This window comes from Halomonas sp. SSL-5 (assembly GCF_030708455.1).
Classification (GTDB): domain Bacteria; phylum Pseudomonadota; class Gammaproteobacteria; order Pseudomonadales; family Halomonadaceae; genus Halomonas.
In genome coordinates, this window is record NZ_JAUYWF010000002.1 from 253,576 (window position 1) to 268,408 (window position 14,833).

The following is a 14,833-nucleotide window of genomic DNA, read 5'->3' on the forward strand; positions in this document are numbered from 1 at the left end:
ACGCCTGGCGTTAACACCGCAACAACCGCTGAATAGCGGACATATCAAGATGCGCTTCCAGGGCATCGGCCAGCCGCTCGAGCTCCGCCTGGCGGTGGGCGGCCAGGTCCACCGCCTCGCCTGCCTCCTCCAGCCCGCAGCGGGCCAGCAGTGCCGCACCGGCCGCGGGCTGATCGAACAGGCCATGCAGGTAGGTGCCCAGCACCCGGCCGTCGTCGCTCACTGCCCCGTCCGGGCGCCCCACCAGCTCGCACAGGGGGCGCTCAAGCGCCGGCCCCGTGGTAACGCCGTTGTGGATCTCGTAGCCGGCGATCGGCACGCCCTCGGGCAGCAGGCGTCCGCTCACGTTGCGCAGCTGTTTGCCGGCCACCATGCGGGTCTCCATCTCGAGCAGCCCCAGCCCCGGCGCCGAACCGGCCGCCCCCTCCAGCCCCTCGGGATCGTGGATCCAGTCGCCCAGCATCTGGAAACCACCACAGATCCCCAGCAGCTTGCCGCCATAACGTAGATGGCGGCGGATGGCCGCCTCCCAGCCTTGGGCGCGCAGCCAGGCGAGATCCGAGCGGGTGCTCTTGCTGCCCGGCAGGATGGTCAAATCGGCCGGCGGAATGGGCCGATCCGGCCCCACGAAGGTGAGCGCCACCCGCGGGTGCAGGCGCAGCGGATCGAAGTCGTTGTGGTTGCTGATGCGCGGCAGCGCCGGCACCACCACGCGCAGCGCCGGTTCCCCCTGGCTCCTGCCCTCCAGGCCCAGGCTGTCCTCGGCGTCCAGCACCAGCCCCTGCAGGTAGGGCAAGGTTCCCAGCACCGACTTGCCGGTGTACTCCTCCAGCCAGTCCAGCCCCGGCTGCAGCAGCGCCATATCGCCGCGGAATCGGTTGATGATAACGCCCCGGGTGCGTGCCCGCTCGCTCTCGCTAAGCAGCTCGAGTGTGCCCACCAACTGGGCGAAGACGCCGCCGCGGTCGATATCCCCCACCAGCAGCACCGGGCAGTCCACCGCCTCGGCGAAGCCCATGTTGGCGATATCGTTCTCGCGCAGGTTGATCTCAGCCGGGCTGCCCGCCCCCTCGGCGATGATCACGTCATAACGACTCGACAGCGCCTCCCAGGCGGCCAGCATGGAGGCCTTCGCCTCGCGCTTGTAGGCCTGGTAGTCCAGGGCACCCATATGGCCATGCACCTGGCCACGCAGGATCACCTGGGCTCCGCGGTCGCTCTCCGGCTTGAGCAGCACCGGGTTCATATCGCTATGCGGCTCGACGCCGGCCGCCAGCGCCTGCAGCGCCGTGGAGCGTCCGATCTCGCCGCCATCCGCCGTCACCGCGCTGTTCAGCGCCATGTTCTGCGGCTTGAACGGCGCCACCGACACCCCACGCCGCGCCAGTGCCCGGCACAACGCGGCCACCACCGTGCTCTTGCCCGCATCCGAGGTGGTGCCCTGGATCATGAGTGTCGTCATGCGAATTGCCGCCCCTCGCTGCTGCTGGATTGCCTGTGCGTGAAAGGGCACTAAGGTACCAGAGGCGGCATCATGGAACCCGATCCCGTTTCAGGTAGCCTTGAGGAAAGTCACCGCGAGGATTACCGAATGACCGACACCTCCCCCGCCCGGATCATCGACCCGACGTGCATCGGCTACTATCACGCCCATCTCTACTACCAGGACACGCAGGGGCTGGCCGAGGCCCGCCGACTGGCCGAAGCTGCCGCCGCGCGCTTCGATATCAAGGTAGGGCGCTTCCATGAGCGCCCGGTGGGCCCCCATCCGCTGTGGAGCTGCCAGCTCTCCTTCGCCGCCGAAAGCTTCGGCCAGATCGTGCCCTGGCTGGCACTCAACCGCGGCGACCTCGACATCTTCGTGCATGTCGGCACCGACGACGACCTATTCGACCATACCCAGGGCGTGATCTGGCTGGGCCACAGCCATCAGCTGGACCTGAGCGGCTTTACGGGTGACGGCTGAGGCCTGGCCCAAGCTCGGCCTCGACGCAACGGGGGGCGTGGCCTGCCGGACTTCATGGACGCAGCGCTGATGGATCTTGACCTGGATGATGACGAGGGTGACGGATGAGGCGTGGGGATCTCGTCACCATCACCTTGTCGGTTGACTCCGGTAAGCCTCGTCCCGCCTACAACAGACCTTCCCGAGTCCTTTCCCACGCCCAGCGCTGTGTAGTGGTCATCGAGCGCGTCCCTGGAGGTCATTGAGGGCGCCGGCCAGGCCTTCGAGCGTCGTCGCTTCGCCCCAGTGGCTGCCATGCACCAGTTCGCCTAACGACAGGCGTTGTCGCCAGCCGGATCGGGCCAGCTCGGGCTGATCGAGAAACTCATCCACATAGCCGAGGCAGAGGTAGGCGAGCGGGTAGACCCCCTGCGGCAGGCCCAGCACCTCGGCCAGGTCCTGCTGGTCGAGGATGCTCACCCAGCCCACGCCGATGCCTTCCGCCCGGGCCGCCAGCCACAGGTTCTGTACCGCCAGGCAGGCGCTGAACAGGTCCGTGTCGATGATGCTGTTGCGCCCCAGCACGTGCTCGCCGCCGCGTGTCCGGTCGCAGGTGATGCACAGGTTCAGGGGGCCATCGCGGATGCCTTCGAGCTTGAGGCTGCGGTAGGTCCGCCCGCGCTCCCCGACGTAGTGATCCGCGGCCTTGGTGTTCTCCCGCTGGAAGATCTGATACACCCGTTCGCGGGTCGCCAGGCTGTCGATCACCAGGAAATCCCAGGGCTGCATGAAACCCACCGAGGGGGCGTGATGCGCGGCCTCCAGCAATCGCGCCAGCACCGCCGGCGGGATGGGGTCGGGCAGGAATTGAGAACGCACGTCCCGGCGCTCGTGGATGGCGCGATAGACACCGGCCCGCTGTGCCTCGGAAAAGGCGTGCTCGGAGCTCATAGCTCGACGCCCTTCTGGGCCCTCACTCCCTGATCCTTGAAGGCGTGCTTGACTACTTTCATCTCGGTGACGGTGTCGGCCAACTCGATCAGCGCGTCGGGGGCGTAGCGCCCGGTCACGATGGCGTGCTGCATGGCCGGCCGCGCCTGGAGGTCGTCCAGCACTCGATCCAGGTCGAGGTAGCCGTTCTTCAGGGCGATGTTGAGTTCATCGAGCAGCACCATATCGAAGCTCGGGTCGGCGAGCATGCGCCCGGCCACCTCCCAGGCCGCCTCGGCGGTCTGGACGTCGCGCTCGCGGTCCTGGGTGTCCCAGGTGTAGCCCTCGCCCATTACGTGGTACTCCACGCCCGGTAGATTACGGAAGAAGGCCTCCTCGCCGGTGCTGAAGGCGCCCTTGATAAACTGCACCACGCCCACCTGCATGCCGTGGCCGAGGGCGCGTGCCAGCATGCCGAAGCCGGAGCTGCTCTTGCCCTTGCCGGGGCCGGTGAGCACCAGCAGCACGCCCTGCTCCTTGTCGGCCTTGGCGATGCGCTCGTTCATGATCTTCTGCTTGTGGGCCATGCGCTCGGCATGGCGCTGGGGATCGACTTTTTTCATTTGATTACCTCACAGGTACAAAAACCGGGGCACCGTCGACCCAGGCGGTGGCCAGGCGCTGGCCGTATAAGCGCTCCAGGACCTCGGGCACCAGCATCGCTTCCGCCGGGCCCCAGCACGCCTCGCCATCCGGGTAGAGCAGCAGTAGGTGGTCGCACCAGCGCGCGGCCAGGTTGAGGTCATGCAGGCACATCAGTACAGCGCAGCCCTCGGCGGCCTGCTCGGCCAGCAGGGCCATCACCCCCGCCTGGTGATGCAGGTCGAGATGGTTGGTGGGCTCATCGGCCAGCCAGATGGCCGGTGCCTGGGTCAGCACGGTGGCGATGGCCAGGCGCTGGCGCTCGCCCCCGGAGAGGGTGCTGACCAGGCGCTCGGCGAGATGCGCCACATCGAGGCGCTCCAGCGCGGCCTCGGCCAGGCGCAGCTCCTCGGCGCCCTCCATCTGCCAGGGCGACAGATACGGGTGGCGGCCGATCAGCGCGGTCTCGCGTACCGTGGCGGGGAAGCCGTCGTGGCGCTCCTGGAATATCAGCCCCAGTTGGCGCGCTACCTGGCGCCGCTTGAGCGCGGCGAGCGGGCGGCCGTCGAGACGCACCTCGCCGCGACGCGGCGCGCGTAGCCCGGCCAGGGTATGCAGCAGGGTGGTCTTGCCGGCGCCGTTGGGACCCAACACGCCCCACATCTGGCCCGGCTCCACGCAGACGCCCAGGGCCCGCCCGGCGGGGCGTCCCGGCACATCGATCACCAGCTCCCGAGCCTCGAGTCGACGCATCACTGACTCCGATAGAGCAGATAGAGGAAGGTGGGCACCCCGAGCAGCGCGGTGATCACCCCCACCGGCAACTGCTCCGGGGCGATCATGATCCGCGCCAGGGTATCCGCCAGCAGCAGCAGGGTGCCGCCGGCCAGGGCACAGGCGGGCAGGATCAGGCGCTGATCGTTGCCCAGCAGCAGGCGCAGCATGTGCGGCACCACCAGCCCCACGAAGCCGATACTGCCGGCGGTGGTCACCGCCATGGCGGTGAGGGCGCTGGCGGCCAGGTAGAGGCCCCACTCCAGGCGCCGCACCGAGACCCCCAGGGCAGCGGCCTGCATGGCCCCCCGGGCCAGCACGTTGAGGCTACGCCCCAGCGGCACCGCCAGTAGACAGACTATCGCTAGCAGCACCAGCGGCGGCCAGGGGGTGCCGGCGTAGGACAGATCGCCCATCAGCCAGTAGAGCATGCCGGGCAGGCGGTCGGCGGGGCTCACCGCCAGCATCAGGGTGATCACCGCTCCCCAGCCGGCGGCCACCACCACCCCGGTGAGCAGCAAGCGCGCCGGGGTCCAGCCGCCGCGCCCGTGGGCCAGGCCGAACACCAGCAGGGTCGAGACCAGCGCTCCGACGAAGGCCGAGCCCGAGACCAACACACTGCCTAGCCCCGCCAGCATGGCCAGCAGGGCCCCCACCGAGGCACCTCCGGAGAGCCCCAGCACATAGGGGTCGGCCAGGGGGTTGCGCAGCAGCACCTGCATCAGGGCGCCGGCCACGGCGAGCAGCCCGCCCACCGCGAAGGCGGCAAGCGAGCGCGGCAGGCGCAGCTCGAGGATCAGGGTGCGGGAGAGCGCCTCGCCCTGCCCTCCCAGGGCCGCCAGGATCTCGTCCGGCGACAGGGTCACGCTGCCCAGCGCCACCGACAGCACCAGGGCCGCCAGCGCGGCCAGGGCCAGGGCGCCGAGGGGGCGGATCAACGCCGTCACGAGCCCTGTGCTCCCCGCCGCTCGCGGGCCCGCTCCAGCTTCTCGCAGAACAGCCGGCTACCCTCCAGTAGCCGCGGCGTAGGCCGCTGGATCAGCGACGGCGGCACGAAGAAGAGGTTGTCCCGCGCCACCGCGGTGAGCTGCGGATACTGTGCCCAGTGGTCCAACCAGTCGCGGTTCTCCTCGCCCATGCCGCCGGCCAGGATCGCCTCGGGATCGGCGGCCAGCACCGCCTCCTCGCCGGGACGCGGCACCAGCCGCGGAAGCGCCCCGAAGACGTTGACGCCACCGCACAGGCGCAGCACCTGGCCGATCAGGTGGTCGTCGTTGATCGTCATCAAGGGCTCGTCCCACACCTGATAGAAGACCCGTACCGGCGCGGCCTCGGCGTAGCGGTCGGCGAGTGCCGCCATGCCGTCGCGAAACTCACCGGCCACCCGCTCACCTTCCGCTTCGGTATCGGCGAGCGCCGCCAGGCGCTCGATGGCGCCGGACACGCCCTCGAAGGAGCGCGGCTCGATATAGAAGACCGGCAGCCCCAGGGCCTCGAGGCGCTCCAGCTGCTCGGGTGGGTTGCCGGTGACCCAGCCGATCACCAGGTCCGGCCGCAGGGTGACGAGCCGCTCCAGGTCGAGGCGGGTATGGCTGCCCACCGAGGCGACCTCGCGGGCCTCGGGCGGATAGTCGCTGTAGGCCACCACTGCGACGACCTTCTCGCCGGCGCCGGCGGCGTAGACCAGTTCGGTGGCCCCCGGCGAGAGCGCGGCGATGCGCTGCGCCGGGGCCGCCAGGCACACTTCCCTGTCGGTATCGTCGACGGCGCAGACCTCGGCGCTGGCCGGAGCTGCCACACTCAACAGCAGCGCCAGGCCGGTCAGGAGTAATCGAGAAATCCGTATCGTCATCACTGCCCGAAGTGCACGCTAAGGAAGGCGCTACGACCGGCGTTGATGTAGTCATCGCCGTCGAAGAACTTGGCTGTAGTGTACTCCTTGTCCAGGGCGTTCTCGACGGTCAGACGAGCCGACCATAGCGGCGCAAACTGCCAGCCGGCACGCAGGTTGAGCAGGCCAAAGCCACCCAGGCGGTTCTGGTTGGCGGCATCGTCGTAGCGATGGTTCTGGGCAATCCAGGAGCCGCCCAGTGACCACTCGCCCAGCTCGCGGTCGACATCGAAACGTAGGCTCTGGCTGGCACGGCGTTGTAAACGATTACCGGTTTGACGATTCTCGGGGTCGGTATAGGTCAGCGCCGTTGCCAGGGTCCAATCATTGATCTCGGTCCCTATGGAGAGCTCGGCACCACGGATACGCGCCTCATTGATATTAATCGGTCGACTATCGCCATTGATAGTCTCTGTAGTGATCATATCCTCGATGTCGGTTTGATAGACGGATAAATCCCAGAACCAATCTTGGTACTGGCCTCGCACGCCCAACTCTAAAGCCTGAGAAGTTTCCGCCTTGAGATCAGGGTTTCCTTGATAGGACCCAAAGACACCATAATCTTCAAAAGGCCAGTAAAGATCATTAAAGGTCGGTGCTTTAAAGGCCGTGCCATAGCTGGTACGCAGGGTGTGATGGGCATCCAGGTCATAGCCTAGTGCCAAGCTGCCTGTAACCTCTTCACCAAAAGCTTCGTTGTCGTCGTAGCGCAGACTGGCCTGCACCGCCAAGGGGGAAAAATCGAGCAGCGCCTGGCTGAAAATGGCCTTGTTATCGCGATCCTCTATGTCATAAGGACCACCAAACGGCTCACTCCCGGTGATACTACCGGCCACGCTGTCATTCATGTACTCTGCGCCAATGACCAACTCATGCGCACCAGCGCTAAGCGTGTTTTCCCAACGGGCTGTGCGCGTCTGCGTATCGAAGATAGAATCTTCGGCAAGGTTGACACTTTCATCGCGTGCTTCGCTAAGCGTCAAGCGGCTACGCCAGTTTCCGGTAATAGGCAGCTCACCATAGATACCCGCCACCTGCTGCACATAGTCCGTCGTGGCCAGCGAGCCACTCTTGTCATACTCGGTGGTACCACGCGCCCTAAGTGCCAATACCCCCAGTTCCGCGCCGCTATCCAACGTATGCGACATTCGCGCCAGCGCTGAGGTGTTGTCGTAGCCCATATCGTCTCCGCCACGGCGAACCGGCTCGCCGTCGGTATCGAAGCGGCTGGCGGCGAAATGGTATCGCGTGCCGCCCTCGGCACCGGAAAGGCTGGCGCTGTAGCGCTGGGTATCGAAGGAGCCGCCGCCGAAGGAGATACGCGGTGCGGGCTCACCGTCGCCTTCCGGCGTGAACAGCTGCACCACTCCGCCCATCGCATCGGCGCCATAGAGGCTGCCACGCGGGCCGCGTACGATCTCGGCCCGCTCGAACATGCGCGGATCGAGGAACTGCCACGCCGGGCCACCAAGAGTCGCGGAGCGCAGGCGAATGCCATCGATCATCAGCAGGCTCTGGTTATTCGAAGTGCCGCGAATATAGACGCTACTGCTCTTGCCAAAGCTGCCGCTGGAGGTGACGTCCACCCCGGGCTGACCGCGCAGCAAATCGGTGATGCTGGTGGGGTCCTGGCGGCGCAGGGTGGCCTCATCCAGCAGCGTTACCGAGGAGAGGCTCTCGTCGGCGGTGCGCGGCGCCAGCGCGGCGGTGACCACCAGGGGGTTGAGTCTCTGAGGGGTATCGTCGCCATCGACCGAGGCGTTCTGGGCCTGGGCGGCATGGGAGATGACGGCCAGCGGCAGGGTGGCCAGGGCGAAGGCGGCCAGGCCACGTGAGGGGTAAGCGATAGTCATGGATGTCCCTTGCTTGTCGTACCAACCCGTACGATGCGGGTCTATTCTGGGCCGAGGCGAGGGAGGGACATCAGGCGAGAGTGCGGCCAGGCGAGTGGCAACTGCCCTGCCCGAGACCGCCCTCCGCGGTTCGGCATGCGCTCTCCGGCCGGTCTCCGGGCTGACGAGCGAAGGCCTCTCACTGGCCTTCAAGGCGACCGCCTTCCCGTGCCTTGGCACAGTGGCTGTTTGGCCGCTTCTATCTCGATCACCGTTGCGGGGGCAGCGTCGGAATGGCGGACTCTCGGCAAGAGCACCGCGCACCGACTTCCCGTTTCACCCCGGCGCTGTGATACGCCTGGGGCACCTGAGAGTGCGCGTAAGCTAGCAAGGCGCGGCAGCGCGGTCAACGCCGGAGGTTAGAAGGCACAATCAAAATTCTTTTATTTCAGCTGCTTGCAGAGGCCATGACGCATATACCAGGCCGTCCGGCTACGCTCGACCGCGGCCTGGGCCAGCCAGCCGTTATGGTCCCGCAGGCGCCGCGCCGCCGGGTCCATCGGCACGATGCCACGCCCCATCTCGTCGAGGATCAGCACCACTTCGCAGGGCGCCGCGACGAGGCCATCAAGCAGCCTCAACCAGGTCTCGCGCAGGGCATCGTCGTCCGGGATCTCGGCAAGGGCGGCCGAGAGCCAGGCGGCGATGCCGTCGACCACCAGCACTTCCCGCCCCGCGTGTCCGGCCAGGCACTCCTCGGCGCCCTCCCCCTTCACCAACCGGTGCCAACGAGCACGGGGGAAGCGCTCCGCCACTAGCCGGCGTCGACCCGAATAGGCACCACCGATGACGCTCTGCATTGCCACTCTCCCTCCTGGTTGTCGAACTCGAAACGGCGACCCTGGGCCTGACCCACCACACCTTCCCAGAAGTCGCTGCCTTCCAGGCGCCGCCGAAGCTCACGAATCACCCCGCCGTGGCTCACCGCCAGTACCCGGCGATGCCCCCGCTCGGCGGCCTGCAGGAGCACCTCCCCAAGCCAGGCCTCCAGGCGCGTCCAGAGCGCCTCGGCGGACTCGCCACCGGGGGGCGCCTGCTCACCGGCGCTGTCGATCCAGGCCCGATAGCGGGCGTCCTCCTTGAGCGCTTCCCAGGTGCGCCCCTCGTACTCACCGAAGTCCAGCTCCCTCAGCCGCGTATCGAAGAGCGCCGCCGCCTCCCACGCCGGCAACACATGCGTCAGGGTCTGGCGACAGCGGGTCAGGTCACTGCAGTGCACGGCGTCGAAGGCCTCGTCCGACAGGTGGTCGCGAAGCCGATCCATATCCGCCAGCGCATTGGGCAGCAGCAACGGGATATCGCGCTGGCCCTGGTAGCGTCGCTCGAGATTCCAGGCGGTCACGCCGTGGCGAACCACCACCAGCTCCAGGCGCTGAGCAGCACCCATAGTTCTCCTCCCTCGATAGCGGCACCCACGATATCGCCGTTGATGCCGGTAAAGGCCCGCACCATGGCCAGGCCATACAGAAACAGAAAGACGCAGAGGGCGCCGAGCAGCCAGGCGCCGCCGGGCACGAAGCCGAAGAAGGGCAGCAACGGCAGCAGCGCCAGCCCCAGATCCCGCCGCGCCAGGTGCTGGCGCCAGGTCCAGGCAAGCCCCTCGCGCCGTGCCAGGGGGGCCAGACGCAGCAGCAGCAGCGCCCCGAAGCGCGAAAGCGCCGGCAGCACCAGCCACAGCCAGGGGCTCGCCCCCGCCTCGAGCAGGGCCAAGATCAGCGCCCCCTTCCAAGCCAACAGGAAGACCAGGGCCAGGATCGCGAAACTGCCCACCTGGCTGTCCTTCATGATTGCCCAGCGCCGCTCCAGGGGGGCATTGCTGCCCAGGGCGTCGGCGATATCCATGACCCCGTCCAGGTGCAGTCCCCCGGAGAGCGCCACCCAGAGGCTGAGCAGCGCCAGCGCCAGCAACGGGCTGGGCAGCCCCTGCCCCAGCATGGCCAGCCCTGCCAGAAGCGCGCCAATCAGCAGGCCCACCAAGGGATAGCAGCGCAGCGCCCAGCGGCAGGTGGCGGCATTCCAGGGGCAGACGATGGGCAGCGGAATTCGGGTCAGGAACTGCAGCGCCAGCACCAGTCCGTAGAGGGCGTTTTTCATCGACGCGTCTCCACGTCTCGCTCCCCGGAGGGCTGCCTGTCGATGGCTTTCCATTCGAGAGCCATGCCCGCCACCACCTCGATCACCCGATCCGCTTCTCGGGCCAGCTGGCGGTGCAGCCGCTGGAGGAAGGCCAGGTAGCGCCAGGTCTCCGCGTCGGTTGGGGGAATATCTTCATTGAGGTCGTTGGAGACCACCACCAGGGCGATATCGCGTGCTCGGGCCACCTCAATCACCCGGGCCAACAGCGCCTCCCCCTCCGCCTCGCGGCCGCCACCGGCGTAGAGCCACTGGCTGGACCAGAGGGTCAGGCAATCCAGCAGGACGGTGTTGCCCACGCCCACTTCGGCCAGGGCGGAGTCCAGCGCCAGCGGCACCTCCAGGGTGTGCCAGCCGGCCCCGCGCTCCCGTCGGTGGCGGGCGATGCGCGCGGCCATCTCGGCGTCCGCGGCCCGCGCCGTGGCGAGATAGACGAGTTCTCCGCCGCCGGCGGCCTGCCACTGGCGGGCCAGGCCCTCGGCGTGGCGGCTCTTGCCGGAACGCGCCCCGCCGCTGACAAAGGCGATCATGACGCGCCCTCATCGCCGCTGTCCGCCAACGCGCCGGCCAGGGCCGCCAGCAGGCGCTCGTTGTCCTCGGCATCGCGCAGCGCCAGGCGCAGCCAGCCGCCGTCGAGGCCCGCAAAGGATTCGGTGTGACGCGCCAGCACGCCGCGGCGCAACAATGTCGGCAACAGCGCCCGGGTCGCCTCGCGCCCTTGTTCACCCGATCCGGAATGGCGCACCAGGAAGAAGTTGGCCCGGCTCTGCACCACCTCAAGGCCCAGGGCCTCGAGCCCGGCCTGCAGCCTGGGCCGCTCGGCGGCGAGCCAGCCCTCGGTGCGCCGGGCGAAGTCGCAGTCGGCCAGCAGGGGCGCCACCAGGCTCGCGGCCAGGGCGTTGACGCTCCAGGCGGGTTGGCAGGCACGGGCCGCCGCCACCGCCTCGGGCGCGCCCAGCAGGTAGCCCAGCCGCAGCCCCGGCAGGGTGAAGTGCTTGGTCATCGAGCGCAGCAGCACGAGGTGCGGATGGTCGGCGAGCAGCGGCGTCAGCGACTCCCGGGGGTCCCCGATGAAGTCCACGAAGGCCTCGTCCACCACCAGCCGACAGCCTCGCGCCGCGGTCAGGGCGAGCAGGCGCTCCACGTCGGCCTTAGGTACCAGGGTGGCGGTGGGGTTGTTGGGGCGGCAGAGCCACAGCAGCCGCGCCTCGCCAAGCCCCGCGGCAATGGCCTCGACGTCGAGGCGAAACTCCGGGGGTGCCAGGGGCAGCGTCACCACCGGCAGCTCGTGGGCCGCGCAGGCCCGTGCGTACTCGGCGAAGGTGGGCTCGATGATGGCCGTCGGCACCCCCGGCCATTCGCGGGCCTGCAGGGCGGCGGCCAGGAAGATCGCCTCGGCGCCGCCGTTAGTCAACAGCACCTGGTCCATGGCCAGCCCCTCGTGGGCGGCGATGGCCGCATGAGCCTCGGCGTAGCCGGGGTCGGGGTAGCGCGCGAGCGTCTCGGGCTCGGCGAGCCGGGCCGTCAACCACCCGGGAAGCCAGGCCGGCGGCCCAAGTGGATTGAGGTTGGCGCTCACATCCAGCACCGGGGCCTCCTCGGCCAGGCCGAAGCGCGCCAACAGGGGGCCGGGCTGGCCGCCGTGCAGGGGCCAGCCAGGGGAGGTGGATCTCGAGTCTCGTGCCCTCACGATATTGTCTCTCCAAGCAGCACCGTCGACGCCAGCAGGATGAGGAAGACCAGCCAGCCACCGTGCATCAGGCGAATCGCCGCACCGATATGGGCCTGGCCCAGCGGCTCCCGAGGCGTACCCAGGCGGGCGCGCTCGGAGATCTCGCCGCGGTAGCGGTTGGTGCCGCCGAGCTGGACCCCCAGCAGGTTGGCCACCATGGCCTCGGGCCAGCCGCTATTGGGGCTCGGGTGCCGGGGCGCCTCGCGGCGAGTGGCGGCCAGGGCACTGCGGGTATGGAGGGCCTGCCGACCAGCCGCCAGGCAACAGGCACCCAGCCACAGGGTCAGGGCGGTGAGCCGGGCCGGCAGCCAGTTGGCGGCGTCATCCAGGCGCGCCGAGGCCCGGCCGAAGTCGCGGTAGCGCTCGCTGCGGTAGCCCACCATGGAGTCCAGGGTGTTGACCGCCTTGTAGGCCACCGCCAGCGGGGCACCCCCCAGCATAGCGAAGAGGAGCGGCGCGGTGATGCCGTCCACCGTGTTCTCGGCCACGGTCTCCACCGCCCCGCGGGTCACCTCCCCCTCGTCCAGCCCCTCGGTGTCGCGGCCGACGATCAGGGAGAGCGCCCGACGCGCCGCGGGCAGGTCGCCCCGGGCCAGCGGTGCGGCCACCGAGAGGGCGGCGTCGCGCAGGCCGCGAATGGCCAGGCAGCTGGCCAGCAGCCACCCCTCCGCCAGCCAGCCCAGCCAGGGGTGCAGGTTCGCCAGCAGGGCGATGGCGGCCCAGGCCAGCAGGGCGCTGCCCGCCACCACCAGGGCGGTCATCAGCGCGCCGCGGATTCGGCGCGCCCGGGGCGAGCCATGGTTCCAGGCGCGCTCCAATAGGGCGATCACCGCCCCCATGCCCACCACCGGATGGGGCAGCCGGCGCGGATCGCCGATGGCCAGGTCCAGGACCACGGCGGCCAGCACCAGGGCCAGCAGCGCAGGCGACAGCGGCTCAGCCATGGGTGCCCTCCTCCATCGCCTGGCGCCGCCGCCACTCCCGGGAGGCCAGCAGCGAGGCGCGGGTGGCCCGATAGACCGCCCGGCCCAGCTCGCGACCGAGCCGTGTTCCCGAACCGGCATAGGGGGTCACCTCGCCCACTTGCGTCGCGGCAACGGCCAGGCAATCGGTGGAGGTGCCGCTGGCCGGCGTGCCGCTATGGGGGTCCAGCACCCCGAGGGAGTGCAGGGCGCGCACCTTGGCCTCGCTGGCCGACAGGCAGGCGTTGACCAGGCCGCCGTCGGTGAGGTGGCCATCGATCAGGAGCAGGGTATTGATGGTGCCTACCGGCCGAGGATCCCCGGCCAGAGGGGCGGCGATATCCACGGCATTGCCGGCCCCGGCGGTCACCGCCGCCAGCACCCCCTGCCCCGCCTCCACGTGCAGGTGTTCAAGGCGCACCGCGGTCATCATGGCCAGGCTCTCGCCCGCCGGCAGCCGCCGCGCCGCCAGCCAGTCGGCGAGATCCGCCGCCGGCGCGCCCCCGGCGTACCCCTTGTCCACGTGGAAATTGCAGAAGTGCCGCCGCCAGCCGAAGCCGCCGCCCACCAGGGCGCTACTCAGGGTCCAGAGCGGGCGCGAGGCGGCCAGGTGCACCCAGTCGGCGGTGACGTCTAGGGTGATTCCCGGGCCGAAGGCGAGACGTTGTTCCGACGTCACGGGGCGGTGTCGATGCCGATAGCGTCGAAGGTGGCCATCTCGGCCGGCACACGACAGGCCGCTTCCAGTAGCGGGTAGGCCAGGGCCGCGCCGGTGCCCTCCCCCAGGCACAGCTCGAGGTCGAGCAGCGGCTGGGCATCGAGGGCCGCCAGGGCATGAGTGTGGCCCGGCTCGCGGGAGCGGTGTCCGAAGATCAGATAGTCGCGGGTGTCGGCTCCCAGTCGACAGGCCACCAGAGCGGCCACCGTGGCGATGAAGCCGTCCACCAGCAGCGGCACCCGGCGCGCCGCTCCGCCCAGGTAGGCGCCGGTCATGGCGGCGATCTCGAGTCCCCCAAGCTTGGCGAGCACGTCCAAGGGGTCGTCACGATCCGGCGCACGGGCGGCAAGGGCGCGTTCGATGACCGCCTGCTTGTGGGCAAGGCGTTCGGCCGGGAGGCCGGTACCGCTGCCGATCAGGCCGGCCACCGGCGCCTCGCTGAGCGTGGCGAGCAGGGCGCTGCTCGCCGTGGTATTGGCGATGCCCATCTCGCCGATGATCAGGCAGCGGCAGCCGGCATCGACGGCCCGCTCGGCGGCGCGGATGCCCGCCTCGATGGCCAACACTGCCTGATCGCGATGCATGGCATCCGTCTCGACCATGTTGGCGGTGCCATGGCGCACCTTCTCATCCACGACGCCCTGGCCGGGCAGCGTGGCGGCCACCCCCACGTCGATCACCTCGAGGCGTGCCCCGAGCTGGCGGGCGAAGACGTTAATCGCCGCCCCGCCGGCCACGAAGTTGGCCACCATCTGTGCGGTGACCTCCTGGGGAAAGGCCGAGACACCCTCGGCGGCTACCCCATGGTCGGCAGCGAAGACCAGCATCCCTGGGGGCGAGACCCGGGGAGAGGCCTCGCCGGAGATTGCCGCCAGCGTCACGGCCAGCGTTTCCAGGCGCCCCAGGCTGCCAGGTGGCTTGGTGAGGTTATCCAGATGCAACGCCATACGGTGGCCGGCGGCGTGATCGGCGGGGGTCAGGGCGGCAAGGGTGTCGGCGAGCATAGCGGGAGATCCAGCGGGATGGTGGCTAACGAAATGGCGCCATGATAGCAGCTCTCGGCCGGGACATTGTTCCGCCGATGCTGGGCAAGACCATGATACGCCTGGGAGAAAAGCCGGCCGGGATCAAGGCCGCGCGTCTCCCGCCCCGCACCGCCGCGGTCGGCTGCGACCTGCGGGGCGCTTGAGCCAAGGGCCGACGCCCCACAGAGT

At 69.1% G+C, this 14,833-nt stretch carries 16 protein-coding genes and 1 riboswitch; of the genes, 1 reads left to right on the top strand and 15 read right to left on the bottom strand.

Going from position 1 to position 14,833, the window contains the following annotated elements; all coding sequences use genetic code 11:
* Nucleotides 1–10: 10 nt before the first annotated feature.
* On the bottom strand, nucleotides 11–1,462 hold the full coding sequence (locus RAN53_RS03045; RefSeq protein ID WP_305795340.1) for a cobyric acid synthase: 1,452 nt from the start codon (nucleotides 1,460–1,462) through the stop codon (nucleotides 11–13).
* Between the two features lie 129 nt (nucleotides 1,463–1,591).
* On the opposite strand from RAN53_RS03045, the gene RAN53_RS03050 reads away from it, so the two are divergent.
* Nucleotides 1,592–1,966, top strand: a complete 375-nt coding sequence (locus RAN53_RS03050; protein ID WP_305795341.1) for a DOPA 4,5-dioxygenase family protein — start codon at nucleotides 1,592–1,594, stop codon at nucleotides 1,964–1,966.
* A 216-nt stretch (nucleotides 1,967–2,182) separates the two neighbouring features.
* Here the strand turns inward: RAN53_RS03050 and bluB are convergent, their stop codons facing one another.
* From bluB to cobT, 14 genes are all read right to left on the bottom strand, one after another.
* Complete coding sequence (gene bluB / locus RAN53_RS03055; protein WP_305795342.1) at nucleotides 2,183–2,896, bottom strand: 5,6-dimethylbenzimidazole synthase; 714 nt, start codon at nucleotides 2,894–2,896, stop codon at nucleotides 2,183–2,185.
* Complete coding sequence (cobO, locus tag RAN53_RS03060) at nucleotides 2,893–3,498, bottom strand: cob(I)yrinic acid a,c-diamide adenosyltransferase (protein WP_305795343.1); 606 nt, start codon at nucleotides 3,496–3,498, stop codon at nucleotides 2,893–2,895. Before cobO ends, bluB begins: the two co-directional genes overlap by 4 nt.
* A 4-nt stretch (nucleotides 3,499–3,502) precedes the next feature.
* Nucleotides 3,503–4,270: an ABC transporter ATP-binding protein gene (locus tag RAN53_RS03065; RefSeq protein WP_161432733.1), complete on the bottom strand. Its 768-nt coding sequence runs from the start codon at nucleotides 4,268–4,270 to the stop codon at nucleotides 3,503–3,505.
* Nucleotides 4,270–5,238 carry a FecCD family ABC transporter permease gene (locus tag RAN53_RS03070; protein ID WP_305795344.1) on the bottom strand — a complete coding sequence of 323 codons (969 nt, stop codon included), beginning with the start codon at nucleotides 5,236–5,238 and terminating at the stop codon, nucleotides 4,270–4,272. The genes RAN53_RS03065 and RAN53_RS03070 overlap by 1 nt, the downstream gene beginning before the upstream one ends.
* Nucleotides 5,235–6,143 carry a cobalamin-binding protein gene (locus tag RAN53_RS03075; protein ID WP_305795345.1) on the bottom strand — a complete coding sequence of 303 codons (909 nt, stop codon included), beginning with the start codon at nucleotides 6,141–6,143 and terminating at the stop codon, nucleotides 5,235–5,237. Before RAN53_RS03075 ends, RAN53_RS03070 begins: the two co-directional genes overlap by 4 nt.
* A complete protein-coding gene (locus tag RAN53_RS03080) occupies nucleotides 6,143–8,035 on the bottom strand; it encodes a TonB-dependent receptor domain-containing protein (RefSeq protein ID WP_305795346.1) in 1,893 nt (630 codons plus the stop codon). Before RAN53_RS03080 ends, RAN53_RS03075 begins: the two co-directional genes overlap by 1 nt.
* 128 nt (nucleotides 8,036–8,163) lie before the next feature.
* A riboswitch (cobalamin riboswitch) is annotated at nucleotides 8,164–8,400 on the bottom strand.
* 57 nt (nucleotides 8,401–8,457) lie between these two features.
* On the bottom strand, nucleotides 8,458–8,874 hold the full coding sequence (locus tag RAN53_RS03085) for a bifunctional adenosylcobinamide kinase/adenosylcobinamide-phosphate guanylyltransferase (RefSeq protein WP_305795347.1): 417 nt from the start codon (nucleotides 8,872–8,874) through the stop codon (nucleotides 8,458–8,460).
* Nucleotides 8,829–9,461, bottom strand: coding sequence for a histidine phosphatase family protein (locus RAN53_RS03090; RefSeq protein WP_305795348.1), 633 nt, complete (start codon nucleotides 9,459–9,461; stop codon nucleotides 8,829–8,831). The genes RAN53_RS03085 and RAN53_RS03090 overlap by 46 nt, the downstream gene beginning before the upstream one ends.
* Complete coding sequence (locus RAN53_RS03095) at nucleotides 9,413–10,168, bottom strand: adenosylcobinamide-GDP ribazoletransferase (RefSeq protein ID WP_305795349.1); 756 nt, start codon at nucleotides 10,166–10,168, stop codon at nucleotides 9,413–9,415. Before RAN53_RS03095 ends, RAN53_RS03090 begins: the two co-directional genes overlap by 49 nt.
* Entirely contained in the window at nucleotides 10,165–10,737 is a 573-nt protein-coding gene (locus RAN53_RS03100) for a bifunctional adenosylcobinamide kinase/adenosylcobinamide-phosphate guanylyltransferase (protein WP_305795350.1), read from the bottom strand. Before RAN53_RS03100 ends, RAN53_RS03095 begins: the two co-directional genes overlap by 4 nt.
* Nucleotides 10,734–11,897 (bottom strand): threonine-phosphate decarboxylase CobD, encoded by a 1,164-nt coding sequence (cobD, locus tag RAN53_RS03105; RefSeq protein ID WP_305795351.1) that lies wholly within the window; start codon nucleotides 11,895–11,897, stop codon nucleotides 10,734–10,736. Before cobD ends, RAN53_RS03100 begins: the two co-directional genes overlap by 4 nt.
* Entirely contained in the window at nucleotides 11,894–12,883 is a 990-nt protein-coding gene (cbiB, locus tag RAN53_RS03110) for an adenosylcobinamide-phosphate synthase CbiB (RefSeq protein WP_305795352.1), read from the bottom strand. Before cbiB ends, cobD begins: the two co-directional genes overlap by 4 nt.
* Nucleotides 12,876–13,580 (bottom strand): adenosylcobinamide amidohydrolase, encoded by a 705-nt coding sequence (locus RAN53_RS03115; protein ID WP_161432723.1) that lies wholly within the window; start codon nucleotides 13,578–13,580, stop codon nucleotides 12,876–12,878. The genes cbiB and RAN53_RS03115 overlap by 8 nt, the downstream gene beginning before the upstream one ends.
* Nucleotides 13,577–14,623 carry a nicotinate-nucleotide--dimethylbenzimidazole phosphoribosyltransferase gene (gene cobT / locus RAN53_RS03120; protein ID WP_305795353.1) on the bottom strand — a complete coding sequence of 349 codons (1,047 nt, stop codon included), beginning with the start codon at nucleotides 14,621–14,623 and terminating at the stop codon, nucleotides 13,577–13,579. The genes RAN53_RS03115 and cobT overlap by 4 nt, the downstream gene beginning before the upstream one ends.
* Nucleotides 14,624–14,833: the final 210 nt, after the last annotated feature.